The following is a 24,759-nucleotide window of genomic DNA, read 5'->3' as shown; positions in this document are numbered from 1 at the left end:
CTTCCATGGCAAGCGGCGACCTGACCCTGTCGATCCTTGGCCTCCTCGGGGAGGGGCCGATGCACGGTTACGAGCTCAAGGCCCGGATCCTGGAGTTGAGCGGCCATCTCCGGCCGGTCAGCGACGGCGCCCTCTACCCGGCGATCACCCGGCTGGAGAGGGCCGGGCTCGTGGAGCGGCACGAGGAGGAGGGGGCGGGCGCGGCCCGCCGTCAGGTCCTCACCCTGACCGAGGCCGGGCGGGCGGAGCTCCTGCGACGGCTCCGGGAGCCCGCCGACCTCGACATCAGCGATCAGACCCGCTTCTTCGGCCTGCTGACCTTCCTGTCCCAGCTCCCCGGCCGCGCGGACCGGGCCCGGGTGCTCCGCCGCCGCCTCGACTTCCTGGAGGCCCCTGCCAGCTTCTTCTACCGGGACGGCAGGCCGCTGCGGGCCGAGGAGGTCCCCGACCCGTTCCACCGCGGGATGCTCCTGGTCGCCCGCGCGACCGGCGAGGCCGAGAGGCGGTGGCTCAGGGAGGCCGTCGCCGAGCTGGACCCCTGACGGGCGAACCCCTGACGGGCGAACCCCTGACGGGCGGATGCCGGTCCCGGTGCGGGCCACGGGCCGTGGTGACCCGCTCCGGGCGGGCCGAGGGGCCCGGTGGCCGCCGGTCCCGGAGCGTGGGCCGGTGCCTGGAGGTCGCCCGGCGGGCCGCCAGGCCGTTCTGGAGGGCGGGAAGGCGGGCGGATGCCGTCCGGTGGCGGCCCGGAGCCCTCCGGCCGGGGTGGAGCCGTCTCAGCCCCGGCCGGGGGGAGGGATCAGGTCAGCAGCCCGCGGCGCTCCAGCAGGGGCTCGATGCGAGGGTCGCGACCGCGGAAGTTGCGGAAGGCGGCCATCACGTCCATGGAGCCGCCGACCGACAGCAGGGCGGACCGGAAGTGGTCGCCGTTGCCGCGCTTGAGGCCGTCGTTCTCCTTGAACCACTCGACGCTCTCGGCGTCCAGCACCTCACTCCAGATGTAGGAGTAGTAGCCGGCGCTGTAGCCGCCCACGCCGCTGGAGAAGATGTGGGCGAAGTAGTTGGTCCGGTAGCGCGTGCGGACCAGGTCGAAGGCGATCCCCGCGCGCTCCAGGGCCGCGGCCTCGAACGCCTCGGCGTCCTCGACGGTCTCGCCGGGGGCCAGCTTGTGCCAGGCCCAGTCGAGCAGCGCCGCGGCGAGATACTCCACGGTCGCGAAGCCCTGGTTGAACTTCTCGGCGGCCTTCATCTTCTCCAGCAGCTCCGCCGGAACCGGCTCCCCGGTCTCGTGGTGCCTGGCGAAGTTGGCGAGGACCGACGGCCAGGTCGCCCACATCTCGTTGACCTGCGAGGGGTACTCCACGAAGTCGCGCGGCACCTCGGTGCCGGAGACCCGGGGGAAGCGGACGTCGGAGAACAGGCCGTGCAGGGCGTGGCCGAACTCGTGGAAGGCGGTGTTGACCTCGTCGAAGGTCAGCAGGGTCGGGCCCTCGGCGGGCTTGGTGACGTTGAGGTTGTTCATCACCACGGGCAGCTCGCCGAACAGGTGCGACTGGTCCACGAGGTTGTTCATCCACGCGCCGCCGCGCTTGGTCGGCCGGGCGTAGGGGTCGAACACGAACAGGCCGAGCTGCGAGCCGTCCGCGTTGAACACCTCGAAGACCCGTACGTCCGGGTGGTAGCCGGCCAGGTCGTCCCGGTCGGCGAAGGTGATCCCGTACAGCTCGCCGGCGGCGTGGAAGACACCGTCCCGCAGCACCTGGTCCAGCTCGAAGTAGGGGCGCAGCTCGGAGCTGTCGAAGTCGTAGCGCGCCTTACGCACCTTCTCCGCGTAGAACGACCAGTCCCACGCCTCGATGGGGAAGCCGGCCTGCTCGCTCAGCAGCTCGGCCTCGCGGCGGGCGTTGGCCACCGCCGGGCCCACCAGCTTGCCGAGCATCTCCTCGACGGCGTCGGTGGTCTTGGCCGTCTGGTCGGCGACGGAGTAGGCGGCGTGGCTGGGGTAGCCGAGCAGGGCGGCCCGCTCGGCGCGGAGCGTCGCCAGCTTGACGGCCAGGTCGAAGTTCTCCGGCGCCCGGCTCACCGACAGCTCGTACAGCTTCCTGCGGGTCTGCCGGTCGGTCAGCTCGGCCAGGGCGGGCTGGTTGGTGAAGTTGAGCAGCGGCAGGACGTACTTGCCGTCCTTCTCGATCGCCTTGATCGCGCTCTCGGAGAGCCCGTCGAGCTCGCTGACGTCCTCGACGACCAGCGCGGAGGCGGTGGAGGCCGTCAGCAGGTTCTGCGAGAAGGTGGTGGCGAGCTTGGTCAGCTCCTCGTTGAGCCCCTTGAGCCGCTCCTGGTCGGCCTCGGACAGGTCGGCGCCGGCCCGGACGAAGTCCACGCGGTACTTCTCCAGCAGCCACGCCTCCTCCGGGTCCTCGGTGGCGACCTGCTTGATCCGCTCGTAGAGGGCGCGGTTGAGGTGGATGGCGTCGCCGTGCTTGGTCAGCTTGGGGAGGATCTCGGTCTCGATCTCCCGGATGCCGTCGGTGGCGTCGGAGGAGGCGATGCTCATGAACACCGTCGCCGCCCGTTTCAGGATCTGGCCCGAGCGTTCCAGGGCCTCGACCGTGTTGGCGAACGTCGCCGGGCCGGGGTCGCCGGCGATCGCCTCGACCTCCCGTAGTTGGTCGGTCATGCCGCGCTCGAACGCGGGCAGGTAGTGCTCCTCCCGGATCTCGGCGAAGTTGGGCAGCTTGTAGGGCAACGTGCTGGGGGAGAAGAACGGGTTCTCAGCCAAGGCTCAGGCTCCTCACATGCGGACGGATCTCCGAAAGCAGCGTTACATAACGGACCCCCGGGTGCACTCCGCCGCCAGGGGGATCCGGCCGCCGTCAATCGTTTTGGCCTTGACCCCCAACCTGGGCTATTCTTTCGGAGTCGCCAACGAGCCCCGCAAGGGGGTCAAGCGCGGTGGGGTATGGTGTAATTGGCAACACGGCTGATTCTGGTTCAGTTGTTCTAGGTTCGAGTCCTGGTACCCCAGCTGCATCTCTGTCAAGAGATGCTGCGGGTTCGGTCCCCCCGAATCCGACGACAGTGTGTAGGGTCCCGTCGTCTAGTGGCCCAGGACGCCGCCCTCTCAAGGCGGTAGCGCCGGTTCGAATCCGGTCGGGACTACCACTGTCATCTCTGCAAGGCTCCGTCGTCTAGTGGCCTAGGACGCCGCCCTCTCAAGGCGGTAGCGCCGGTTCGAATCCGGTCGGGGCTACATGGGTGAAACCCCCGGAAGCATAGGCTTCCGGGGGTTTTCTGCTTCTCCGGCCACATCTTTCCGGGGACCGCCTCTTGTTTGGATAGCTTCACTGTCCAATAATTGGAGAGTAACGCTATCCAATAGGGGGCTGAAGATGATCACCTTGCTCGCCGACGGGCACGAGGAGAAGATCGACGGATTGGTCGTGCCGCACGGGGTGCCCATTCTCGGCTGGGAGCGCAAGCCGCACGGCTGGTGCAGGGGAGACGCGTGCATCCCGTCGTTCCGCGCCGTCGCCGCGGAGACCGAGGACGGTGTGGACCTGGTGCGGTTCGCCGAGCTGCTCGGCAGGCAGGCGGTGGCCGACCTGGACGAGGGCGTGGTCGTGGTCGGCGAGCCGGCTGCGCCCGCCCTCGGCCGGGCCCCGGAGTTCGGGCCGCTCGCCGGCCTGCGCGGCACCAAGGTCGCGCTGGTCTTCTGGGCCTCCTGGTGCGGCTGCCGCTACGACCTGCCCGCCTGGGAGGCCCTGCACCGGGAGCTCGGAGGGTACGGGTTCAGCGTGGTCAGCGTCTCTCTCGACCGCGACCCGCAGGACGCGCGGGAGTGGCTCGCGGACGTCACCCACCCGGCGGTGATCGACGCGGACGGACGGATCGCCGAGCTCTACAACGTGATCAACGTGCCGACCGTGGTCTGGATCGACGAGGAGGGCAGGATCGCCCGGCCGCAGGACACCATGACCGCCACCGACACCTTCCGGTCGATGAACGGTCTGTCCTCCGAGCGGGCCACCGCGGCCCTGCGCAGGTGGGTGATCGACGGCGACGCGGGGACGGCCCTCCGGGAGCTGCGCGCCCCCACCGGCGACGAGCGCCTGGCCCGGCTGCACGGACGGCTGGCGGCATGGCTGTTCCGCGATGACCGCAGGGCGGCCGGCGAGCGGCATCTCGCCCGGGCCGCCGAGCTGGCCCCGCACGACCTGGCCATCCGGCGCGGCCTGATGCCGCTCAACGGGGTGGACCCGTTCGGCGAGGCGTACTTCGACCTCCGCCAGGAGCTGGAGGACAGCGGTGTCGCGATCTACCGCCCGCTGCCCGACTGGCATGAGGAGGCTCCCCGGTGAACGACCTGCCGGTACGGCCGGCGCAGCCGATCCCCCTCTCGCCCGCGCCGGTTCCGCCCGTCAGTTGTGGGTGGAGCGGGCCTTGAACAAGGCCCGCTTGGCGGCCTTGCCCACCTGCTTGTCCGGGTGGGCCTTGCCGATCGCCTCCAGCAGCTCCTCCAGATGCGGGTGCGGCACCTTCCAGATCACGTCGAGCAGGTTGACCAGGTTCGGCACGTTGCCGATGTCGTCCAGGCTGCTGACGAACTCCGGCCGGCCGAGACCGGCGGAGATGGTCAGCATGTCGAGGATCAGCCAGTGGGTGTCGGCCTGGGTGGGCGGGGGAGCGTCGTCGACGCCGAGCTGGGCCAGGTGGGTGGCCGCGTAGGGGCGCAGGGACGGTTCGTCGAGGGCGTCCTGCCAGGCGGGCACGGCCACCTCGCCGAGCGAGCCGACCATGCTGGCCGCCTGGACCCGGATCAGGGCGTCCGCGTCGTCCTCGGCCGCGGCCTCCAGCAGCTCCTTGGCGGCCCGGTCGGGCTCGCGCAGCTCCATCCAGGCGGCGAACTCGGCGTCCGCCTCCTCCTCGGGCAGCTCCGCGCTGAAGGAGAGCAGGTCCAGGGCCGTCATCGCGTCGATGGCGGGCCGGGCGTCCAGCTCGATGTCGGCGTCGTCGGTCAGGTGGACCACGCCCTCCATGCCGAGCGGTGTCAGCCGTACCTGGTCGTGCTCGACCTCGACCATGCCGTAGCCGGCCAGCCAGTCGAGCACGGGGTTGAGCGGGTCGCCGTACTGCGCGGTGGCGGCGGCCCAGGCCTCGGCGCCCCGCTCGTCGTATTCGGCGGCGGCCTCCGCCAGCTCGGTGCGGAGCTCGGCCAGCGGCTTGGAGCCGGTCGCCAGGAGCACCCGGACCAGCAGCGCCCGGGTCAGCCCCGACAGGGCGATCGTGGCGTCCTCGTCCTCCAGCTCCGGGTCGCCGTAGTCGATCGAGTGCAGCCCGGCCATCCAGACGTCGAGGGCGTCGTCGTCCTCCTCGAAGGGCCAGTCGGCGGTGTCGGCGTCGGCGCTGACGGTGTCCTCGCCCTCGGGCTGGAGGAAGTCCAGGTCGATCGCGAGGTTCCAGATGTTCCAGAGCGCGGGCACGGAGTCGGCCAGCGGCTTGCCGCCCGGTGCGGGCGCGGGCAGTCCCAGAGCGGCCAGGGCCTCGGTGATCTCGGCGTCGGTCAGCAGGCTCGTCTCGCCCACCCGGCGCTCGGAGCCGACCCAGACCGCGAGGTCGCGGGCCTTGGAGATCAGAGTCGCCTGCCGGGTCGCCGCGGCCAGCTCGGCGTCGGGGCGGAGCCGGATCGTCGGCAGCTCGGCGAGCTCGTCCGCGAACGGCTCGAAGTCACCCAGCCCCTCGTCCTCCTCCTCGTCGTCCTCGTATTCGTCCTGGTCGACGACGATGTCCTCCATCGCGTCGACGAAGTCGTCCTCGAGGTCGTCGATCTCGGCGAGCAGCTCCTTGAGCGAGGAGGAGCCCGTGGCCAGCCGGTCCGTCTCCGACAGGAACGTCAGATAGGCGCGGACCGCGGGCACCATGCCGTCGGCGGCGGCGTCCGGGTCCTCCACCACCTGCGGCATCCGGTCGAGGAGCACCGTGCGCAGATCGGCCCGCTTCCACCGACCGACGTTGTCGGAGGCGATCAGCCGGTGCCACAGGACCACCGGGCCGACCAGGTTGGAGTCGCTGCCGGGTGCGTTCTCGCGCGCCCAGAGGATGAATTCTTGGAGCAGGGGACGCAGTTCAGCCGCGGCTGCCTCGATGCGATCTGTCACCTCCCCAGCCTAGGGGGCCGCAAGGGTGCTCGCCTCCCCATATCGCACGGTTCAGTTGGCCCGTCGCATCGTCTCGGTGATCCGTTCGGCGGCGGTGACCACGGGGGCGGCGTGCAGCCTGCCCGGAGTACGGGTGAGGCGCTCTATCGGACCGGAGACCGAGACCGCGGCGACGACCTTGCCGCCCGAGCCCCGGATCGGCGCCGAGACACTGGCCACACCCTGCTCGCGCTCGCCGACGCTGTGCGCCCAGCCCCTGCGCCGGACGCTCGCCAGCGTGGCCGCGGTGAACTTGGCCCCGCGCAGCCCCCGGTGGAGGCGGTCCGGCTCCTCCCAGGCCAGCAGGATCTGCGCCGCCGATCCGGCGAGCATCGGCAGGGCGGCGCCGACCGGGACGGTGTCGCGCAGCCCGCTGGAACGCTCGGCGGCGGCCACGCACACCCGCTCGTCCCCCTGCCGCCGGTAAAGTTGTGCACTTTCTCCCGTAAGGTCCCGGAGCTGGACCAGCACCGGCGAGGCGACGGCCAGCAACCTGTCCTCCCCTGCCGCCGTGGACAACTCCGACAGCCGCGGGCCCAGCACGAATCGGCCCTGCGTGTCGCGGGAGACGATGCGGTGGTGCTCCAGCGCGACGGCGAGCCGGTGGGCGGTGGGGCGTGCCAGACCGGTGGCCTGGACGAGCTGCGCGAGGGACGCCGGACCGGCTTCAAGGGCATTGAGCACGAGCACGGCCTTGTCGAGTACGCCGACTCCGCTAGAGTTGTCCATACACCGATACTGCCGTCTCGACATATGAGAAAGCAAGTGGGGTGCGGAATAGCGATCGCAAGGAGGCGACATGGGCCGCACGCTGGCGGAGAAGGTCTGGGAGCAGCACGTCGTGCGACGTGCCGATGGAGAACCTGATCTGCTCTACATCGACCTTCACCTCATTCACGAGGTGACCAGCCCGCAGGCGTTCGACGGCCTGCGCATGGCGGGACGCCCCGTCCGGCGACCCGAACTCACGATCGCCACCGAGGACCACAACGTCCCGACCCTGCTCGGTCCGATCAAGGACCCGGTGTCGCGCACCCAGGTCGAGACGCTGCGCAAGAACTGCGCCGAGTTCGGCATCCGGCTGCACCCGATGGGTGACGCGGGCCAGGGCGTCGTGCACATCATCGGGCCGCAGTTCGGCCTCACCCAGCCGGGCATGACGATCGTCTGTGGCGATTCTCACACCTCCACCCACGGCGCCTTCGGCGGCATCGCCTTCGGCATCGGCACCTCCGAGGTGGAGCACGTGCTGGCCACCCAGACGCTGCCCGCCTACCGGCCCAAGACGATGGCCATCGAGGTCTCCGGCGAGCTGCCGGCCGGCGTCACGGCCAAGGACCTGATCCTGGCGATCATCGCCAAGATCGGCACCGGCGGCGGCCAGGGCTACATCGTCGAATACCGCGGCGAGGCCATCCGCAAGCTCTCCATGGAGGGCCGGATGACCGTCTGCAACATGTCCATCGAGGCGGGCGCCCGGGCGGGCCTGATCGCTCCGGACGAGACCACGTTCGACTACCTCAAGGGCCGCCCCCACGCGCCGGCCGGCGCCGACTGGGACGCCGCGGTCGAATACTGGAAGTCCCTGACGACCGACGAGGACGCCGTCTTCGACACGGTCGTGGAGATCGACGCCACGACGCTGACCCCGTTCGTCACCTGGGGCACGAACCCGGGCCAGGGTGCTCCGCTGGGGTCGGCGGTGCCGGCCCCGCAGGACACCGACGACCCGGCCGCGGCCGAGCGCGCGCTGGAGTACATGGGCCTGACCGCGGGCACCCCGCTCCGCGACGTCGCGGTGGACACGGTCTTCGTCGGCTCCTGCACCAACGGGCGGCTGGAGGACCTGCGGGCCGTGGCCGAGGTGCTGCGCGGCCGCCAGGTCGTCACCCGCACGCTCATCGTCCCGGGCTCGATGCTGGTCAAGCTCCAGGCCGAGCAGGAGGGGCTGCACGAGGTTTTCAAGGCGGCGGGCGCCGAGTGGCGCGAGGCGGGCTGCTCGATGTGCCTGGGCATGAACCCCGACACGCTCGCCCCCGGCGAGCGCAGCGCGTCGACCTCCAACCGCAACTTCGAGGGACGCCAGGGCAAGGGCGGCCGTACCCACCTGGTCTCCCCTCAGGTCGCCGCCGCGACCGCCGTCACCGGCAAGCTGACCGCGCCCGCCGACCTGGTCTAGGAGAACCGATCATGGAAGCTTTCACCACCCACACCGGCCGGGCCGTGCCGCTGCGCCGCAGCAACGTGGACACCGACCAGATCATCCCGGCGGTCTGGCTCAAGCAGGTCAGCCGGACCGGATTCGAGAAGGGCCTGTTCTCGGCCTGGCGCGAGGACCCGGCGTTCGTCCTGAACGACCCCGTCCACGAGGGCGCATCGATCCTCGTCTCCGGACCCGACTTCGGCACCGGCTCCTCGCGCGAGCATGCCGTCTGGGCTCTGCAGCAGTACGGCTTCCGCGTCGTGATCGCGGCCCGTTTCGGCGATATCTTCCGTAATAATTCCACCAAGATGGGCTTGCTGCCGGTTGTCCTGCCGGCCGCCGCCGTCGAGGCCCTGCAGGCGGCCGTGGAGGCCGATCCCACTCTGGAAATCACGGTTGACCTGGGGGAACGCCAGGTCCGCTGGGCCGGGGAGATCGCCGGGTTCGAGATCGACGACTACACGCGCTGGCGGCTGATGGAGGGGCTGGACGACATCGGGCTGACCCTGCGTAATGCCGATGCCGTCGCGGTGTACGAGAATGGGCGGCAGCCATGGCTGCCGACGACCGTCTGACGCGTTCAGAAGACGAGCTGGCGTGGCGGCTGCGCGAGGCGCACCGCCGCGTCCGCGTGCTGCCCGTGTCCCTCCCGCAGAGGGAGCGCCTGAGCAGGCGCCTGCTCTCCATCTGTGATGTCGCCAAGCGTGATCTCAGCCATGCAGCGGGGCGTCTTGATTTATTCCTTCTAGACCTTGATGCTCTGGTTTCAGATACGCCGAGTGCTGGAAACATTGCGGAAGGTGATTGAGTCACAAGGCTCCGTCCCTTAATTTCAAGCGGGCAAGGGGTTTCTCGTTCTGTTGAGACCCCGTGCCGTGACAAATCGGGTGAGACGGGTTTTCTGCCTCATGACCCACTCCCAGACATCGGTAACAGGGGGAGCAACTTTTATGAACAAGAAGGAACTCGTCGACGCGATCGCGGATCGGGTGGGCGACAAGAAGACAGCAACCGAGGCCGTGAACGCGGTGCTCGACGCCATTCAGAAAGCTGTCGCCAGCGGGGACAAGGTCTCGATCACGGGCTTCGGCGCCTTCGAGATGGTGCACAAGCCCGCTCGCACGGCTCGGAACCCTTCGACCGGCGCCGAGATCAAGGTCGCCGAGAGCTGGGGGCCGAAGTTCCGGCCCGGATCGGACTTCAAGGAGCTCGTCAACGTGGAGGGAAAGAAGGCCGCGAAGAAAAAGTAGGGCTCCGCATGGGCGGCCCGGATTCCCGGTGAGGGGATCCGGGCGTCCGGCTTATCCGGGCCGGTCGGCCTGACCCGGCATCGGGAAGGTCGAGAGCGTGATGTAGGTGACCTGGCCGCCGTCCACGGTGATGTTCACCCGCTGGCCCGAGCGGAGCAGCCGCAGCGGCCCGGCGTCGAAGGCCGCGCTGCCGTACGGGACTTCCGTCCCGTCGTCCAGGAACACCGTCCCCGACCTGGTCGCCGGGTCAAAGTTCCGCACCGTCGCCTGCACCCGATCAGCGTAGCCCTTCGGAAAAGGCTTTGACCCGTCCCGTGCGGGACCGCCACGATCCCTGTTCATGCACACCGTGGGCGGCGGCGCCGGCATGTGGCGGGACCGGTCGTTCCGGCTCTTCCTGGGAGCCGACGCGATCAGCCAGTTCGGGACCCAGATCACGATCGTCGCCCTGCCGCTGGTGGCGGTGCTCACCCTCGACGCGAGCTTCTTCCAGATCGGCCTGCTGACCGCGGCCGAGCTGGCCGCCTTCCTGCTCATCGGGCTGCCCGTGGGCGTGTGGGTGGACCGGCTGCGTCGCCGCCCGATCCTGATCTGGAGCGACCTGATGCGCGGCGTCGCGCTGCTGTCGGTCCCGCTCGCGGTCGCCCTGGACGCGCTGACCCTGCCCCACCTCTACGCGGTCGCGCTGCTCATGGGCCTCGGCGCGGTCTTCTTCGACGTCGCGCACATGAGTTTCCTGCCCTCGCTGGTCGGCAAGGACGACCTGCTCACGGGGAACGGCATCCTGGAGACGCTGCGCAACACCGCAGTGCTGTCGGGCCCGGCGCTGGGCGGGTGGCTGGTGCACGCGGTCACCGCGCCGATCGCCCTGCTCGCCGACGCGATCAGTTACCTGGTCTCGGCGCTGCTGCTCGGCGGGGTCCGCGCGGAGGAGACGGCCACGCCGGCCGTGGAGCGCCGCAGGCTCAGGGAGGAGATCGGCGAGGGGATCCGCTACGTCATGGGAGAGCCGGTACTCCGGCGCATCGCCATGCTCGGCGCGCTCACCATGCTGTCCAACGGCGTCTGGGCCGTCGCCCAGCCGATCTTCATGCTCAAGGTCCTCCACGTGAACCCGGCGGTCTACGGCCTGCTGCTGTCCGGCGGCGCCGTCGGCTCACTGGCCGGGGCGGTGCTGGCCCCACGCGCCGCGGCCCGCTTCGGAGCGGGCCGGGCCATGTACGGCGGAGCCGCCCTGGCCGCGCTGGCCATCCTGATCGCGCCGATGGCCGCCGAGGGGCCGCTGCTGGTGCTGTTCCCGCTCGGCTGCGCGCTGAGCGGCGTGGGCGGTGCGGTGTTCGGCATCAACCAGCTCAGCTACCGCCAGCGGATCACGCCGGAGCACCTGCTCGGCCGGATGAACGCCAGCATGCGATTCCTGATGTGGGGCGCGGCGCCGATCGGCGGCCTGCTCGGCGGGGTGCTGGGGGAGTGGTCCGGCGCGCACGCCACCATCTGGATCGGCGCGGCCGGCATCGCCGTCGCCCACCTTCCGGTTCTGACCTACCGGAGGGTCCTGCGCCTCTAGCCTCCCCGGCGACGGAGGCCGGGTGCGGATGACGATCTCCATGCCCGGGTCGGACCGGCCGTCGCCGGACGCGGGGAGGCAGATGCGGGGGCATTGACCGCCGTGGTCACGGGGAGGGGAATCCTCCTCTGATCCTCTCCACCATCGCCAGGGTGCGGGGCCCCAGGCCGAGGGCCAGGGCCGCTCGCAGGTCGTCGGGGGTGTCCACGTCCCTGCGGACCGAGTCGATCCCGTCCAGGCAGATCTCCTTCGCGCCACGCCGCAGGTGGCGGTCGCGTGACTCGCCGCCGAACCCCGGGGTGAACGGGACGCCGGGCCGTACGCCGTAGAAGGTCGTGCCGACGTCGGCGGCGTCCGGCAGGAACGCCTGCTCGAACTCCGCGGCCGCGGTCAGCACGAGCGCCAGCTCCGCCGGGCGGAGGGCGGGGAGGTCGGCCTGGAGCGCGCCGACGGCGTCGCCGGGCGCCAGCCGTACCGCCTCCTGCGCTCCGCGCCGCAGCGCCGCGTTCAGCCCCGCCTCCGGGTCGCCGACCACGTGGGCGCCCACCCCGCCGAGCGCCTCGGCCGCCAGCGGGTCGCCCGTCACCACCACGATCCGCGCGACGATCACGCAGCTCAGCGCGGCTTCGACGGTGTCGCAGGCGATCGCCACGGCGAGTGCGGCCCGGTGTGGGCCCGCCGCCTCCGACAATCGTGTCTTGGCGGCGACCAATGTCTTGACGGGGACGACGAGGGTCCAGCCGGAGCTCTCCGAAGCAGGCATAGCCTTAAGCATCCCGCCTCGACATCCCACAGCGTCAACCGGGACACTTAGGGCGCATCGCGCTTACATGGAGGAGCTATGAGACGCCCTGGATGGCCTTCCCGGTTCTGGGTCGCCGTGGCGGTCGCGATCGTCAAGCCGACCGCCTGGCTCCTGGTCAAGAAGGACTGGCGCCGGGCCGACCGCCTGCCCCGGGCCGGCGGGATCATCCTGGCGACCAACCACCTCTCCTGGCTGGACCCCATCCTGCTGTCGCACTACCTCTACGCCAACGGGCGCTGGCCGACGATCCTGGCCAAGTCGGGGCTCTTCTCCGTGCCGGTGCTCGGGCACATGGTGAGGTCGCTGATGGCCATCCCTGTCTACCGGGGGAGCGCCGAGGCGATCCGCTCGCTCAGGGAGTCCGAGCGGAGGCTCGCCGACGGGGCGTGCGTGCTGTTCTACCCCGAGGGCACCTGCACCCGCGACCCCCGCTTCTGGCCCATGGAGGGCAAGACCGGGGCGGCCCGGCTGGCCCTGGCCGCCGGCGTGCCGGTGATCCCGGTGGCCCACTGGGGCGCGCAGGAGATCCTCCCCTACGGGAGCAAGAGGCCCCGGCTCTTCCCCCGCAGGACCTTCAGCGTGCTGACCGGCCCGCCGGTCGACCTGTCGAAGTACGCGGGGCAGGAGCTCCACGCCGAGGTCCTGCGCGAGGCGACCGCCGACATCATGACGGCGATCACCGCCCTGCTCGCTGAGTTACGCGAGGAGAAGGCGCCCGATGCGCCGTTCAAGAAACCTTCCGACAACTGACTTCGGCGTACGGTGATGAAATGACCAAGGCGGCTGTATTCGGCACGGGATCGTGGGGCACCACCTTTGCGATGATCATGGCGGGGGCGGGCACGCAGACGACCCTGTGGGGCAGGCGCCCGGAGATAGTGGAGGCGATCGACCGCCGCCACGAGAACCCCGACTACCTGCCCGGCGCGACGCTGCCGGAGACCCTGCGGGCCACGACCGACCCCGCCGAGGCTCTCGACGGCGCCGACTTCGTGGTGCTGGCGGTCCCCTCCCAGACCCTGCGGTCCAACCTGATCGGCTGGAAGCCGTATTTGCCGTCCGGCGCGGTGCTGGTCAGCCTGATGAAGGGCATCGAGCTGGGCACCACCAAGCGGATGAGCGAGGTGATCTGCGAGGTCGCCGAGGTGCCCCAGGAGCGGGTCGCGGTGGTGTCGGGTCCCAACCTGGTGGGTGAGATCATCCGGGGCCAGCCCGCCGCGACCGTGGTCGCCTGCACCGACGAGCGGGCCATGGAACGGCTCCAGGAGGCCTGCCACCTGCCGCCGTGGTTCCGCCCCTACACCAACCCCGACGTGGTGGGGGTGGAGCTCGGCGGGGCGGTCAAGAACGTGATCGCCCTGGCGGTCGGCGTCGCGGCCGGGATGGGGCTCGGCGACAACGTCGGGGCGATGCTGATGACGCGCGGGCTGGCCGAGATCTCCCGGCTGGGCGCGGTGCTCGGCGCGGACCCGCACACCTTCGCCGGCCTCGCCGGGATGGGTGATCTCATAGCGACCTGCACCTCCCCGTTGTCCCGGAACCGTACTTTCGGTAAGAATCTTGGTCAGGGCATGACTCTGGCCGAGGTCATCGCCGCGACGAAGCAGACTGCCGAGGGGGTCAAGTCCTGCGAGTCGGTCCTGGAGCTGGCCAGAAAGCACGATGTGGAGATGCCGATCACCGAGGTGGTGGTGGCCGTCGTCCATGACGGGATGCCCCCCAGCGAGGCCGCGATGCTGCTGATGTCGCGCACCCCCAAGCCCGAACGGTACGGCGTGTGAACCGCCGCGCCCGCAGACGGCAGGGCGAGAACACCCGATCGGTGCACCTGCCCGCCCCGCAGGCGCCGCAGCAGGCCCCCCTCGGCCTCCCGGTGTGGCGCAGCTCCGCGTGGAGCTCCGCCGACTCCGCCCGGCACGCCGAGGCCTTCGACGACAAGAGCTCCGCCCACGGCCGGATCGAGAACCCCACCACCGCCGCCTTCGCCGCGGCGGTGGCCTCGCTGGAGGGCGCCGCGGCGCCCGAGGACGTCGCCGGGCAGGCGTTCGCGTCGGGGATGGCCGCGGTCAGCGCGGTCCTGATGACGTTCCTGCGCGCGGGCGCGCACGTCGTGGCCCCGATCCCGCTGTACGGCGCGACCCGCTCGCTGATCACCAACGTGCTGTCCCGGTTCGGGGTCGAGGCCGGGTTCGTGAACTACGGCGACCTCGCCCGGGTGCAGGCGGCGATCCGGCCCGCCACGAAGATCATCTATGCCGAGACGCTGTCCAATCCCACGACGGCCGTCTCCGACATCCGCGGCCTCTACCGGATCGCCCGCCGGGCCGGGGCGCTGCTGGTGGTCGACTCCACCTTCGCCACCCCGGTCGTGTGCCGTCCCCTCGAACACGGCGCCGACATGGTGATCCACTCCGCGGCCCGCTACCTCGGCGGCCACGACGACTGCGCGGGCGGTGTCGTGGTCGGCCGGCCCGACCTGATCGCCCGGCTCCGGGAGGTCAGCGCCGACATCGGGGGCACGCTCTCCCCGGACGACGCGTTCCTGCTCCGCCGGGGGCTGGAGACCCTGCCGCTGCGGGTGCGCCGGATGTGCGCCACCGCGATGGTGTTCGCCGCGGCCGTGGCCAAGCATCCGGCCGTCCGCCGGGTCGACTACCCCGGCCTGCCCGGTCACCCCGGCCACCAGCTCGCCCGGCACCTGTTCGACTCCGGCCCCGAGGGCACCAGGTACGGCGCCTGCGTGACGATCACCCCGCGCGGCGGCTACGGGGCGGGCATGGCGCTGACCGACGCCCTCAAGCTCGCCTCGATCGCCACCTCCGCCGGCGGCACCCGCACCAAGGCCACGCACCTGGCCTCGGCCGGTCACCGCCGGTCCGGTGACGCCTCCGGGATCGACGCGGCGGCCGTCCGCTTCTCCATCGGCCTGGAGGACGCCGAGGATCTCATCGTGGACGTGACCCAGGCGCTCGACTCTCTCCCCGAATCGGCCGGATAGGCGCGTCTGACAGGCGGATTGACCCCCCAGAGAGGGTAGATTCGGTCATCATGAGCGAGCAGCACGAAACCCGGCCGAGGGTCGCAATCGTCTTCGGTGGCCGTAACTCCGAGCACGCCGTCTCCATCCTTGGGGCCGGAAGCGTGCTGGGGGCCATCGACCGGTCCAAGTACGAGGTGATCCCCATCGGGATCGCCCAGGACGGACGGTGGGTGCTCGCCTCGGGCGACCAGCGCTACGCGATCGAGGGCGACGAGCTGCCGTCCGTCGACGTCCAGGGCACGGGCCTGGCGCTGCCGTCCGGCGGCGGCTCGCTGGTGGCCTACGACGCCGGCAGCATCCCGGTCGAGCTCGGCCAGGTGGACGTGGTCTTCCCCGTGATGCACGGGCCGTTCGCCGAGGACGGCACGATCCAGGGCCTGCTGGAGATGGCCGGGGTCCGCTACGTCGGCTCCGGGGTGCTGGCCAGCGCGGTCGGCATGGACAAGGCCTACATGAAGATGGTCCTGGCCGCCTCGGGCCTGCCCGTCGGCCCCTACGTGGTGATCCGTGACCGCGACTGGCGGACCGACCGCGACCGGGTCCTCAAGGAGGTCCAGGAGCTCGGCTGGCCGGTCTTCGTCAAGCCGGCCCGTGCCGGGTCGAGCCAGGGCATCTCCAAGGCCCACGACCTGGAGGAGCTGGAGGCGGCCGTCGGGTTCGCCCGCGAGCACGACCCCAAGGTGCTGGTCGAGGCCGCGATCGCGGGCCGCGAGATCGAGTGCGCGGTGCTGGAGTCGCTGGGCGACGAGGCCGCGCGGGCCAGCGTGCCCGGCGAGGTGCTGGTCCGTGGCGACCATGAGTTCTTCGACTTCGAGGCCAAATACATCGGCGACGACATGTCCCTGTCCGTGCCCGCCGACATCCCCGCCGACGTGGCCGAGAACCTGCGGGCGATGGCCGTCCGCGCGTTCGAGGCGCTGGGCTGCGAGGGCCTGTCCCGGGTCGACTTCTTCTACACCGCCGACGGCCGGCTGATCCTCAACGAGATCAACACGATGCCGGGCTTCACCGCGATGTCGGTCGCGCCGCAGCTGTGGGCCGCCACCGGGCTGTCCTACGCCGAGCTGGTCGAGCGGCTGATCCAGCTGGCGCTGCACCGCTCGCCCGGCCTACGGTAGCGCCGCCTTGATCGGGGCGGCGAGATCGACGAGGACGTTCTCCGGGGTGTGCTGCCGGGAGATCGTCACCTCCACGTAGGCCTCCCTGCCGACCGAGGTGAACAGCAGCGGCCTGGCGGGGTCGGAGAACCAGGCCACCCCGTCGATCTCGGGCACCTGGTCGGTGGCCGCCATCGTCGCCGGGCGCGGCACCCCGCAGCGCAGCGCGATCCCGGCCTCCCCCCACACGGCGACGTACGGCGACGCCGGGGTGGTCTCCACCCGGGCGACGCCGTCGAGCCGCTGTGGGAGCCGCTCGCCGAGTGTCCTGCACGCGGCGGCGGCCGCCCCCTCCGGGGTGGGTGGATCCACCCGGACCGTACTACTGCATCCCGCCAGGATCAGCAGGGCACAGGCGTACCCCGTCCAACGAGCGAACCGGAGTGACATCACATGTTCCTGAAGAATCAGATATGGACGATGGGACACGTAAGAGTACGTGTGATCCCCGCGACCGCCTGAATCTGAGCCACGACAAGTTTGCCCAGCTCATCTACGTTCCGTGCCTCGGCGCGGACGATCACGTCGTAGGGGCCGGTGACGTCCTCGGCCTGCGTGACACCGGAGATCCCGGAGATCTCCTCGGCCACGTTCGCCGCCTTGCCGACCTCGGTCTGGATAAGGATGTAGGCCTGCACCATAACGTCCTCCCGGGCGATTGGATCAGTGCCGAAGGGCCACCGTACCCTGTGATGAACGGGAGGTGTGTCATCACAGTCGGAGATCTCGGCGAATTCGGAGTTGTTGCACGTATTACTGGACGCTTGCCCCAAGGTGGGGCGGTATTACTCGGTCCCGGGGACGATGCCGCCGTGGTGAGCGCTCCTGATGGCCGGGTCGTCGTGACGACGGACTTATTGATCGAGGGTAGGCACTTTCGTCGCGATTGGTCCAGTGGGTACGACATCGGCCGTAAAGCCGCGGCGCAGAATCTGTCCGACGTCGTGGCCATGGGCGCCGACCCCACCGGCATCGTGGTCGGTCTCGGCCTGCCCCCCGAGGCGGCCACCGGCTGGCTGGACGACCTCACCGACGGCTTCCGCGACGAGTGCGACCTCGTCGGCGCCAGCGTGGTGGGCGGCGACATCACCCGCTGCGACCTGGTGGTGATCGGTGTCACCGCCCTGGGAGACCTGGGCGGGCGCGAGCCGGTCACGCGTTCGGGAGCGCGTCCGGGCGACGTGGTGGCGGTGACCGGCCGGCTCGGGCACGCCGCCGCCGGACTCGCGCTGCTCCACGGCGGCCGGGCGGAACCGGCGGCGCTGATCGACGCCCACCGCCGCCCGGAGCCGCCCTACGCCCGCGGGCCGGAGGCGGCCGCGCTCGGCGCGACCTCGATGCTCGACGTCAGCGACGGCCTGTTCCAGGACCTGGGGCACGTCGCGGAGGCCAGCCGGGCAGGCATCGTGCTGGACCCGGAGTCCTTCGCCGTCCATCCCCTGCTGGAGGAGGCCGCCGGGCTCCTCGGCGCCGACCCGCTGGAGTGGATGCTCGCCGGCGGGGAGGACCACGCCCTCGCCGCGACCTTCCCGGAGGGGGTACGGCTCCCGCCGGCGTGGACCGCGATCGGGTGGGTGACCGACGGCGAGGGTGTGCAGGTCACGGGCCGTCCGATGGGCCGCGGCGGCTGGGATCATTTCCAGAAGTGACGTTTCCCACTCATGTGACATCAGTGAAATTTGCGACAAACGGTTATTAAACTGGTATGAAGATGGGCGGCCGAAACTCCCTAGAGAAAGGGGCAACATGGGCCGCCACGGTGGACATGAACAAGACGCCCCCCGCAGCCGGGGGAAACGTGAACCGGAGCACGCTCCGGAGCCTGGCTATCGCGACGAGCCGATCGGGCGCCGGCTCCGTCCCGAGGAGTCGGCGGTCACCGAACCCCGGACCGGATTCCTGGGGTCGGGGTGGTCGGCTCCGTCCGATCTGTCCGACCCGGTGTGGCCTGACGAGAAGCGCGGCTCCGGCAGGCGGTTCAGAACCGTGCTGCTGGCCGTCGCGGCCGTGGCCGTGGTACTCGGCGGGACCGTGGTCGGCGTTCAGGTGATGGGCGGCTCGGCGGGGTCGAGCGCCGACTGCCCGCCCGGCGGGTGCGCGGCGGAGACGCCGGGCGGGTCGGAGTCCTACCCGACCGGCCTGACCGACCCGGCCGACCAGACCGGGGAGCCCGCGCCGAGCGAGGAGCCCGGCCGGGCGACGGGCAAGACCACTCCCTCCCCCACGCCGGCGGTCACCCGTCAGCGGACCGGTCGCGCCTCCACCAGCCCCACGCCGACGCCGAAGGCCACGCGCGCCCCCCGGCGCACCGAGCCGGCGCGGCCCACCCGGGCGCCGGAGGCCGAGCCGAGCACGACCGGCGAGTCGCTCATCACCGGCGGGACGCAGAGCCCGACGCACACCCCGCCCGCCACCCAGCCCCCGGACACGCCGCCCTCCCAGACGTCCGCCCCGGAGCCCCCCGAGATCCCGGCCGCCGGCGGCGCGGCCGTCACGGTCGACTTCGGCGTCGTGCAGGAGAAGGAGGAGGTGTACACCGCCAAGCTCACGGTCACCGCGGGCGAGAAGGTCACCGGCCTGGCGCTGAGCCTGCCGGTCGGCGGCGAGGTCTCCTCGGTGAGCGGGGCCGGCTGGAAGCAGGACGGTGACACCCTGGTGCTCGAACCGGGCAGGGACCTAGAGGTCGGCGAGAGCCTGGTCCTCACCTTCACCGCGTACGGCCGCGCGGAGGCCCCGCGGACCTGCCGGAGCACGCCGGGAGAGTGCGCGGTCGTCTGAGCGGAAGCTGGTTGGATGGAGGACATGACCGATTTGACCCCTCCCCGCGTGCTGACCGTCGCCGGCTCCGACTCCGGCGGGGGCGCGGGCATCCAAGCCGACCTGAAGACCATGATGGCCCTGGGCGTGCACGGCATGAGCGTTATCGCCGCGGTGACCGCCCAGAACTCGCTGGGCGTGCAGGGATACTGGGAGCTGCCTCCGGAGGCGGTACGCGCCCAGCTCGACTCGGTGCTCGGCGACATCGGCGCCCAGGCGATCAAGACCGGGATGCTGGCCTCGCCCGTCCTGGTGGAGACGGTCGCCGAGGTGCTGGCCGGGGTGGACGTGCCGGTCGTGGTGGACCCGGTGGGAGTCTCCAAACACGGTGACGCGCTGCTCGCCCCCGAGGCCGTGGACACGGTGAAGTCGCTCCTGCTCCGCACGGCCACCGTGGTCACCCCCAACCTCTGGGAGGTTCTGCAGCTCACCGGGGTGAAGGTCGAGGACGAGAGGGACCTGCGCCGCGCCGCCGACGCGGTCCTGGAGCTGGGCCCCACCTGGGCGCTGATCAAGGGCGGTCACCTGCCCGGCGCCCCGGTGGACCTGCTGACCGACGGCACCCGGGAGTTCCGCCTCACCGCCGAGCGCCACGACAACCGTCACACCCACGGCACCGGCTGCACCCTCGCCTCGGCGATCGCCTCCTACCTGGCGCTCGGCGAGGACGTCCCGGCGGCGGTGGAGAGGGCCAAGGCGTACGTCACGGGCGCGATCGCCCACGGGTTCCCGCTGGGCCGGGGCATCGGCCCGGTGGACCACGCCTGGCGCATGCGCCAGGCGCCAGGCGGCTGAAAAGCGACAGCCCGCCGCCCCCTGGACGGGGACGGCGGGCTGCGCGGAAAGTCTGACTAGCGGGTGACCTTGCCGGCCTTGATGCAGGAGGTGCACACGTTCAGCCGCTTCGGCGTGCCGTTCACCACTGCGCGCACGGGCTGGATGTTCGGGTTCCAGCGGCGGCGGGTACGGCGGTGCGAGTGGGAGACGTTGTTGCCGAAGGTCGGCTTCTTAGCGCAAACGTCGCAGACGGAAGCCACGGTTCGCTCCTTATATCAGTCGAGAGGCTCGATCCGCCGCACTAGCGGGCGGTCATCGGGCACGCCGGGACAACCGGCTGGCCACACGAGGATATCCGATGTCCGGCCATGCATGCCAACACGGGCCGCCATGACTGGTCGAACGGGGATAATCTCCAGAGGCAACCGTAGCGCATCCCGGAAGGGTGGGGGGCAGGCATGCTGCAGGTTCTCGACCCGCCCGCGGTCCGGCAGTGGTCGCGGCTGGCCGCGGAGACACTGGGAAAGGCGCGCGAGGAGATCGACGCGCTCAACGTCTTCCCCGTCCCCGACGGCGACACCGGCACCAACCTGCACCTGACCATGCTCTCCGCGGCCGAGGCGCTCGACGGGCTGCCGGGCGACGCCGACGCCGCGACCACCTGGCAGGCGCTCGCGCAGGGCGCGCTGCTCGGCGCCCGGGGCAACTCCGGAGTCATCGTCAGCCAGGCGCTGCGCGGCCTCGCCGAGGTGCTCAGGGCGACCGAGGGGCGGGGCGCCGACCTCGGGCTCGGCCTGGTCAGGGCCGCCGAGCTGGCCCGCGCGGCGGTGGCCAGACCGGTCGAGGGCACGGTGCTCAGCGTGCTCACCGCGGTCGCCGGGGCGGTGCGCGACCTGACGGGAGACCTCGCCTCGGTGGCCAGGAGGGCGGCCGACGAGGCGCGCTCCGCGCTCCGCCGCACTCCGGACCAGCTCGACGTGCTCGCCCGGAGCGGCGTGGTGGACGCGGGCGGTGCGGGCCTGGCGATCATCCTGGAGAGCCTCGCCGCGGTGATCACCGACTCCTACACCGGGCGGGTCGACATCCCGGCGCCGACCCACCGGGTCGCCCCGGAGCCGGAGGAGGGCCCCGGCTACGAGGTCATGTACCTGCTCGACGCCGGCGAGGCGGCGGTCGGCGCGCTCCGCCGCGAGCTGGACGCGCTCGGCGACTCCCTGGTGGTCGTGGGCGGCGACGGCCTGTGGAACGTGCACGTCCACGTGGACGACGCGGGCGCGGCGATCGAGGCGGCCATGCGGGCGGGGCGGCCGCACCGGATCAGGGTGACCTACCTGGTCGGCTCCGGCCGGACCCACCCGGCGGCCCGGGGGCGCGGGGTGGTGGCGGTGGCGGCCGGGCCCGCGCTGGGCGCCGTGTTCGAGCAGTCGGGAGCCGTGGTGGTCCGCAGGGAGCCCGGCTCCAGCCCGCCCCTGGCGGCGGTGCTCGCGGCCATCCGCGAGGCGGGGGCGGAGGTCGTGGTGCTGCCCAACGACAGCGGGACCCGCGAGGTCGCGGCGGCCGCCGCCGAGATCGCCCGCGAGGAGGGCCTGATGGTCAGCGTGCTGCCCACCAGAGCCTCGGTGCAGGGCCTGGCGGCGCTGGCGGTCCACGATCCGCTGCGGCGCTTCGACGACGACGTGGTGGCCATGACCGAGGCCGCCGCGCACACCCGGCACGGGCACGTCTGGGTGGCCGACCGCGAGGTGATGACGAGCGCGGGCCTGACCGCGCCGGGAGACGTCCTGGGCGTCATCGACGGCGACGCCGCGGTGATCGGCGCCGACCTCGTGGGCACCGCCCTGGAGATCACCCGTCGCATGGTGTCGTCGAGCAGCGAGCTGGTGACCATGCTCGAAGGCGTCAACGCGCCGGAGGGGCTGGCCAGGGCCGTGCAGGACCATCTGGCCCGGATCCGGCCCGACGTCGAGGTCGTCCTGTACGAAGGCGGGCAGGGCGGCTACCCGCTGCTCATCGGCGTCGAGTGAGTTCGTCGAGTGAGTTCCGCGTGCCGGCGCCGCGGGCGAAGACGGCGGTCCTCGCCCGGGGAGCCGGTGACGGGCGGTGAGCGGGCAGGGGGTGCCGCGTGAATTCTGTCGTCCGGACGCGGTAGAAACTTGGGGTGACGAGCTTCGACGAGCCGCTGGCGAAGGCACTGGATCCCAAGACGGCCAAGCTGCTGGAGAGTGTCCTCGACCTGCGCACCGTCGGCGACCTGCTGCGGCACTACCCCCGGCGCTACGCCGAGCGGGGCGAGCTGACCGACCTCGACGACCTGCAGGTCGACGAGCACGTCACCGTGGTCGGCGAGGTCACCAGGGCCATGCGCAAACCGATGCGCAACAAGGGCGGCACGTGGCTGGAGGTCGAGGTCGTCGACGGCCGGCGCAGCAAGATCTATCTGTCGTTCTTCGGCAAGACCTCCCACATCGCGGAGTCACGGCTGCGGCCGGGCGCGCGGGGCATGTTCGCGGGGAAGGTCGGCGCGTTCGGCCAGGGCGACAAGCGCAGGTGGCAGCTGTCCCACCCCGAGTTCGAGATGTTCGACGAGACGGAGGCCGGGGCCGAGGAGTTCGCCGCCGCGCTGGTGCCGATCTACCCGGCGGGCAAGGACGTGACGCCCTGGGCGATCCGCCGCGCGCTGGGAGTCGTCCTCGACACCATGGGTCCCCTCGACGACCCGCTCCCGGCCGAGCTGCGGGCCCGGCACAAGCTTCCCGGCCTGGCCGAGGCGCTCCTCGCCGTCCACCGGCCGCGCGATCACGGCGACGTGACCCGGGCCCGCAAACGGCTCAAGTTCGATGAGGCGTTCCTGCTCCAGGCGGTGCTGCTGCAGCGCCGGATGGCCGCCGCCTCCTGGCCCGCCACGCCCCGGCCCCCGCGCGGCGACGGGCTGCTGGCCGACTTCGACCGGCGCCTGCCGTTCCGGCTCACCGAGGGGCAGCAGAGCGTGGGGGAGGAGGTGTCGGCCGATCTGGCCCTCGCCCATCCCATGCACCGGCTGCTGCAGGGCGAGGTCGGCGCGGGCAAGACCGTCGTCGCGCTGCGGGCCATGCTCCAGGTGGTCGACGCCGGAGGGCAGGCCGTACTGCTGGCGCCCACCGAGGTGCTCGCCCAGCAGCACCACCGGTCGATCTCGGCCATGCTCGGCGACCTGGCCGCCGGCGGCATGTTCGGCGGCACCGTGGTCGCCCTGCTGACGGGCTCGCTGGGCGCGGCGGCCCGCCGCTCGGCCATGCTCGACGCGGCCTCGGGGGCGGCCGGGATCGTGGTGGGCACCCACGCCGTGCTCCAGGAGCGCGTGCAGTTCGCCGACCTCGGCCTGGTCGTGGTGGACGAGCAGCACCGCTTCGGGGTCGAGCAGCGCGACGCGCTCCGGGAGAAGGCCGGCGGCGGGCGCCCGCACGTGCTGGTCATGACCGCCACCCCGATCCCTCGTACGGTCGCCATGACGGTCTTCGGCGACCTCACGGTCTCCACGCTCTCCCAGCTGCCCTCCGGCCGCGCGCCGATCACCACCCACGTGGTGCCCGCCGCGGAGAAGCCGCACTTCCTGGACCGCACCTGGACGCGGCTGCGCGAGGAGGTCGGGCTCGGACGGCAGGCCTACATCGTCTGCCCGCGCATCGGCGACCTGGAGGGGGACGAGGGCGACCTGTCGAAGGACGACGACGAGCGGCGCCCGCCGCTGGCGGTGCTGGACGTGGCCCAGATGCTGTCCGAGGGGCCGCTGCACGGCCTCCGCACGGCGGTGCTCCACGGCAAGCTGCCGCCGGAGGAGAAGGACGCGGTGATGCGGGCCTTCACCCGGGGTGAGACCGACGTCATGGTGGCGACCACGGTCATCGAGGTCGGCGTCGACGTCCCCAACTCCTCGGTCATGGTCATCATGGACGCCGACCGGTTCGGCGTCTCCCAGCTCCACCAGCTCCGCGGCCGGGTCGGCCGTGGCGGGCTGCCGGGGCTGTGCCTGCTGGTGACCGACTCCCCGGGCGGCACCCCGGCCCGCCAGCGGCTCGACGCCGTGGCGGCGACCCTGGACGGCTTCGAGCTGTCCCGGGTCGACCTGGAGCAGCGCCGCGAGGGTGATGTGCTGGGTGTGGCCCAGTCGGGCCGCAGGTCGTCGCTGAAGCTGCTCCAGCTCCTGCGCGACGAGGACGTCATCCACGCCGCCCGCCAGGACGCCGAGGCCATGCTGACGGCGGACCCCGATCTGGCGGAGCACGCCGTCCTCCGGATGGAGATCGACCGGCTGCTCGCCGACGAGCGCGCGGAGTATCTGGAGAAGACCTGAGAGGTCCGGGAGGGCGGCCGGGCGGTGAACGCGCACGCGTTTTCCCACGAGTCGCCTCTGGAGGTGCGGGGGCCGCGGCCGGGCGGTGAACGCCCAACTGCGGGGACGGCCTCCCCCCGAATGCCGTCCCCGCCTGGGCCCACTCTCGGGTCAGGTGCCGAGAGCACCGGCGTGCGGAAGGGCTCACGATCACGCCGGTCGGCCTCCCCCTGGGTCACTTGAAGGCCGCAGGACTCATCATGCAAGGCGCCGGGACCGGGCGGAACGACCCTTGCGCTTTCGTCGCCACTCCTTGCCCACTCTTGACCTAGATCACCTCCCCAGACCCTTTTGACCTGCGGTTATGCGATCCGCCGCGACACGCCGGGCTGCTGGGGCGTGCCGATGACGGTGATTGTGGGACGAGGGATGACATCGGTCCGGGGCTGCCCGGCCCGGTGTCCGACCGGCACCCCATCGGTGTCCGGCCCGGTGTCCGACCGGCACCCCACCGGCACCCCACCGGCACCCCATCGGCGTCCGACCGGCACCCCACCGGCATCCGGCCCGGCGCCCCGACCGGCGCCCCGGTCGGCGGCCGGGCCGGTGTTCTGATCGGCGCGGGTGCCGGTGCGCAGGT

24 protein-coding genes and 3 tRNA genes are annotated in these 24,759 nt (G+C 71.6%); 19 read left to right on the top strand and 8 right to left on the bottom strand.

The annotated features are described in order from the left end of the window. Positions 1 to 5 precede the first annotated feature (5 nt). Positions 6 to 542: a PadR family transcriptional regulator gene (locus tag SROS_RS38685; protein ID WP_012894408.1), complete on the top strand. Its 537-nt coding sequence runs from the start codon at positions 6 to 8 to the stop codon at positions 540 to 542. Between the two features lie 257 nt (positions 543 to 799). Here the strand turns inward: SROS_RS38685 and SROS_RS38680 are convergent, their stop codons facing one another. After that, positions 800 to 2,779: a M3 family metallopeptidase gene (locus SROS_RS38680; RefSeq protein ID WP_012894407.1), complete on the bottom strand. Its 1,980-nt coding sequence runs from the start codon at positions 2,777 to 2,779 to the stop codon at positions 800 to 802. A 174-nt stretch (positions 2,780 to 2,953) separates the two neighbouring features. Between SROS_RS38680 and SROS_RS38675 the strand changes: the two genes are divergently transcribed. The 4 genes from SROS_RS38675 (at position 2,954) to SROS_RS38660 (ending at position 4,358) form a co-directional block, all read left to right on the top strand. Beyond that, positions 2,954 to 3,025 (top strand) — tRNA-Gln (locus SROS_RS38675). 61 nt (positions 3,026 to 3,086) lie between these two features. Continuing rightward, positions 3,087 to 3,162, top strand: a tRNA-Glu gene (locus SROS_RS38670). A 15-nt stretch (positions 3,163 to 3,177) separates the two neighbouring features. Beyond that, positions 3,178 to 3,250: transfer RNA gene (locus SROS_RS38665), tRNA-Glu, on the top strand. A 139-nt stretch (positions 3,251 to 3,389) separates the two neighbouring features. Beyond that, positions 3,390 to 4,358: a TlpA disulfide reductase family protein gene (locus SROS_RS38660; protein ID WP_012894406.1), complete on the top strand. Its 969-nt coding sequence runs from the start codon at positions 3,390 to 3,392 to the stop codon at positions 4,356 to 4,358. A 60-nt stretch (positions 4,359 to 4,418) separates the two neighbouring features. On the opposite strand, the gene SROS_RS38655 is transcribed toward SROS_RS38660, so the two are convergent. Both SROS_RS38655 and SROS_RS38650 read right to left on the bottom strand, forming a co-directional pair. Continuing rightward, complete coding sequence (locus SROS_RS38655) at positions 4,419 to 6,155, bottom strand: hypothetical protein (RefSeq protein ID WP_012894405.1); 1,737 nt, start codon at positions 6,153 to 6,155, stop codon at positions 4,419 to 4,421. Between the two features lie 51 nt (positions 6,156 to 6,206). Then, positions 6,207 to 6,923 (bottom strand): IclR family transcriptional regulator, encoded by a 717-nt coding sequence (locus SROS_RS38650; protein ID WP_012894404.1) that lies wholly within the window; start codon positions 6,921 to 6,923, stop codon positions 6,207 to 6,209. Between the two features lie 70 nt (positions 6,924 to 6,993). On the opposite strand from SROS_RS38650, the gene leuC reads away from it, so the two are divergent. From leuC to SROS_RS38635, 4 genes are all read left to right on the top strand, one after another. After that, positions 6,994 to 8,373 (top strand): 3-isopropylmalate dehydratase large subunit, encoded by a 1,380-nt coding sequence (leuC, locus tag SROS_RS38645; protein ID WP_012894403.1) that lies wholly within the window; start codon positions 6,994 to 6,996, stop codon positions 8,371 to 8,373. 11 nt (positions 8,374 to 8,384) lie between these two features. Continuing rightward, positions 8,385 to 8,972 carry a 3-isopropylmalate dehydratase small subunit gene (gene leuD, locus SROS_RS38640; protein WP_012894402.1) on the top strand — a complete coding sequence of 196 codons (588 nt, stop codon included), beginning with the start codon at positions 8,385 to 8,387 and terminating at the stop codon, positions 8,970 to 8,972. Further along, the gene (locus SROS_RS48285; RefSeq protein WP_012894401.1) at positions 8,951 to 9,205 is read left to right on the top strand and encodes an SCO5555 family protein; all 255 of its coding nucleotides are present in this window, start codon (positions 8,951 to 8,953) and stop codon (positions 9,203 to 9,205) included. Before leuD ends, SROS_RS48285 begins: the two co-directional genes overlap by 22 nt. Before the next feature lie 142 nt (positions 9,206 to 9,347). Then, positions 9,348 to 9,647, top strand: a complete 300-nt coding sequence (locus SROS_RS38635) for an HU family DNA-binding protein (RefSeq protein WP_012894400.1) — start codon at positions 9,348 to 9,350, stop codon at positions 9,645 to 9,647. 51 nt (positions 9,648 to 9,698) lie between these two features. On the opposite strand, the gene SROS_RS38630 is transcribed toward SROS_RS38635, so the two are convergent. Then, on the bottom strand, positions 9,699 to 9,920 hold the full coding sequence (locus SROS_RS38630) for a hypothetical protein (protein ID WP_043653812.1): 222 nt from the start codon (positions 9,918 to 9,920) through the stop codon (positions 9,699 to 9,701). Positions 9,921 to 9,987: 67 nt separating this feature from the next. Between SROS_RS38630 and SROS_RS38625 the strand changes: the two genes are divergently transcribed. Beyond that, complete coding sequence (locus SROS_RS38625; protein WP_012894398.1) at positions 9,988 to 11,214, top strand: MFS transporter; 1,227 nt, start codon at positions 9,988 to 9,990, stop codon at positions 11,212 to 11,214. Positions 11,215 to 11,320: 106 nt separating this feature from the next. Here the strand turns inward: SROS_RS38625 and cofC are convergent, their stop codons facing one another. Continuing rightward, the gene (gene cofC / locus SROS_RS38620; RefSeq protein ID WP_012894397.1) at positions 11,321 to 11,989 is read right to left on the bottom strand and encodes a 2-phospho-L-lactate guanylyltransferase; all 669 of its coding nucleotides are present in this window, start codon (positions 11,987 to 11,989) and stop codon (positions 11,321 to 11,323) included. Between the two features lie 66 nt (positions 11,990 to 12,055). On the opposite strand from cofC, the gene SROS_RS38615 reads away from it, so the two are divergent. From SROS_RS38615 to SROS_RS38600, 4 genes are read left to right on the top strand one after another with little or no spacing between them, the layout of a single operon-like run. After that, positions 12,056 to 12,769, top strand: coding sequence for a lysophospholipid acyltransferase family protein (locus SROS_RS38615; protein WP_012894396.1), 714 nt, complete (start codon positions 12,056 to 12,058; stop codon positions 12,767 to 12,769). A gap of 20 nt (positions 12,770 to 12,789) precedes the next feature. After that, a complete protein-coding gene (locus tag SROS_RS38610; RefSeq protein WP_012894395.1) occupies positions 12,790 to 13,800 on the top strand; it encodes an NAD(P)H-dependent glycerol-3-phosphate dehydrogenase in 1,011 nt (336 codons plus the stop codon). Further along, positions 13,797 to 15,017, top strand: coding sequence for a trans-sulfuration enzyme family protein (locus tag SROS_RS38605; RefSeq protein ID WP_012894394.1), 1,221 nt, complete (start codon positions 13,797 to 13,799; stop codon positions 15,015 to 15,017). Before SROS_RS38610 ends, SROS_RS38605 begins: the two co-directional genes overlap by 4 nt. Before the next feature lie 50 nt (positions 15,018 to 15,067). After that, on the top strand, positions 15,068 to 16,177 hold the full coding sequence (locus SROS_RS38600) for a D-alanine--D-alanine ligase family protein (RefSeq protein WP_012894393.1): 1,110 nt from the start codon (positions 15,068 to 15,070) through the stop codon (positions 16,175 to 16,177). Here the strand turns inward: SROS_RS38600 and SROS_RS38595 are convergent. Together SROS_RS38595 and SROS_RS38590 are read right to left on the bottom strand one after the other, a co-directional pair. Next, positions 16,169 to 16,606, bottom strand: coding sequence for a DUF3515 domain-containing protein (locus SROS_RS38595; RefSeq protein ID WP_012894392.1), 438 nt, complete (start codon positions 16,604 to 16,606; stop codon positions 16,169 to 16,171). The genes SROS_RS38600 and SROS_RS38595 overlap by 9 nt on opposite strands. Positions 16,607 to 16,623: 17 nt before the next feature. Beyond that, positions 16,624 to 16,857, bottom strand: coding sequence for an Lrp/AsnC family transcriptional regulator (locus SROS_RS38590; RefSeq protein WP_012894391.1), 234 nt, complete (start codon positions 16,855 to 16,857; stop codon positions 16,624 to 16,626). A gap of 51 nt (positions 16,858 to 16,908) precedes the next feature. Here SROS_RS38590 and SROS_RS38585 point away from each other — a divergent pair, with 51 nt between their 5' ends. The 3 genes from SROS_RS38585 to thiD all read left to right on the top strand — a co-directional run bounded on the left by SROS_RS38585 (position 16,909) and on the right by thiD (position 19,828). Further along, positions 16,909 to 17,865 (top strand): thiamine-phosphate kinase, encoded by a 957-nt coding sequence (locus SROS_RS38585; RefSeq protein ID WP_012894390.1) that lies wholly within the window; start codon positions 16,909 to 16,911, stop codon positions 17,863 to 17,865. A gap of 292 nt (positions 17,866 to 18,157) precedes the next feature. After that, positions 18,158 to 18,994: a hypothetical protein gene (locus tag SROS_RS38580; RefSeq protein WP_148269345.1), complete on the top strand. Its 837-nt coding sequence runs from the start codon at positions 18,158 to 18,160 to the stop codon at positions 18,992 to 18,994. 15 nt (positions 18,995 to 19,009) lie between these two features. After that, positions 19,010 to 19,828 (top strand): bifunctional hydroxymethylpyrimidine kinase/phosphomethylpyrimidine kinase, encoded by an 819-nt coding sequence (gene thiD, locus SROS_RS38575; protein WP_012894388.1) that lies wholly within the window; start codon positions 19,010 to 19,012, stop codon positions 19,826 to 19,828. A gap of 56 nt (positions 19,829 to 19,884) precedes the next feature. Here thiD and rpmB read toward each other — a convergent pair whose 3' ends face one another. Next, positions 19,885 to 20,070, bottom strand: a complete 186-nt coding sequence (rpmB, locus tag SROS_RS38570) for a 50S ribosomal protein L28 (RefSeq protein WP_012894387.1) — start codon at positions 20,068 to 20,070, stop codon at positions 19,885 to 19,887. 198 nt (positions 20,071 to 20,268) lie between these two features. Here rpmB and SROS_RS38565 point away from each other — a divergent pair, with 198 nt between their 5' ends. Together SROS_RS38565 and recG are read left to right on the top strand one after the other, a co-directional pair. Further along, positions 20,269 to 21,834 (top strand): DAK2 domain-containing protein, encoded by a 1,566-nt coding sequence (locus SROS_RS38565; protein WP_012894386.1) that lies wholly within the window; start codon positions 20,269 to 20,271, stop codon positions 21,832 to 21,834. Between the two features lie 134 nt (positions 21,835 to 21,968). Next, entirely contained in the window at positions 21,969 to 24,140 is a 2,172-nt protein-coding gene (gene recG, locus SROS_RS38560) for an ATP-dependent DNA helicase RecG (protein ID WP_012894385.1), read from the top strand. Positions 24,141 to 24,759 lie beyond the last annotated feature (619 nt).

The sequence above is a fragment of the Streptosporangium roseum DSM 43021 genome, from assembly GCF_000024865.1.
Classification (GTDB): Bacteria; Actinomycetota; Actinomycetes; order Streptosporangiales; family Streptosporangiaceae; genus Streptosporangium; species Streptosporangium roseum.
Note: the sequence above shows the minus strand (reverse complement) of the source record. Positions and strands in the feature narration are given on the sequence as shown.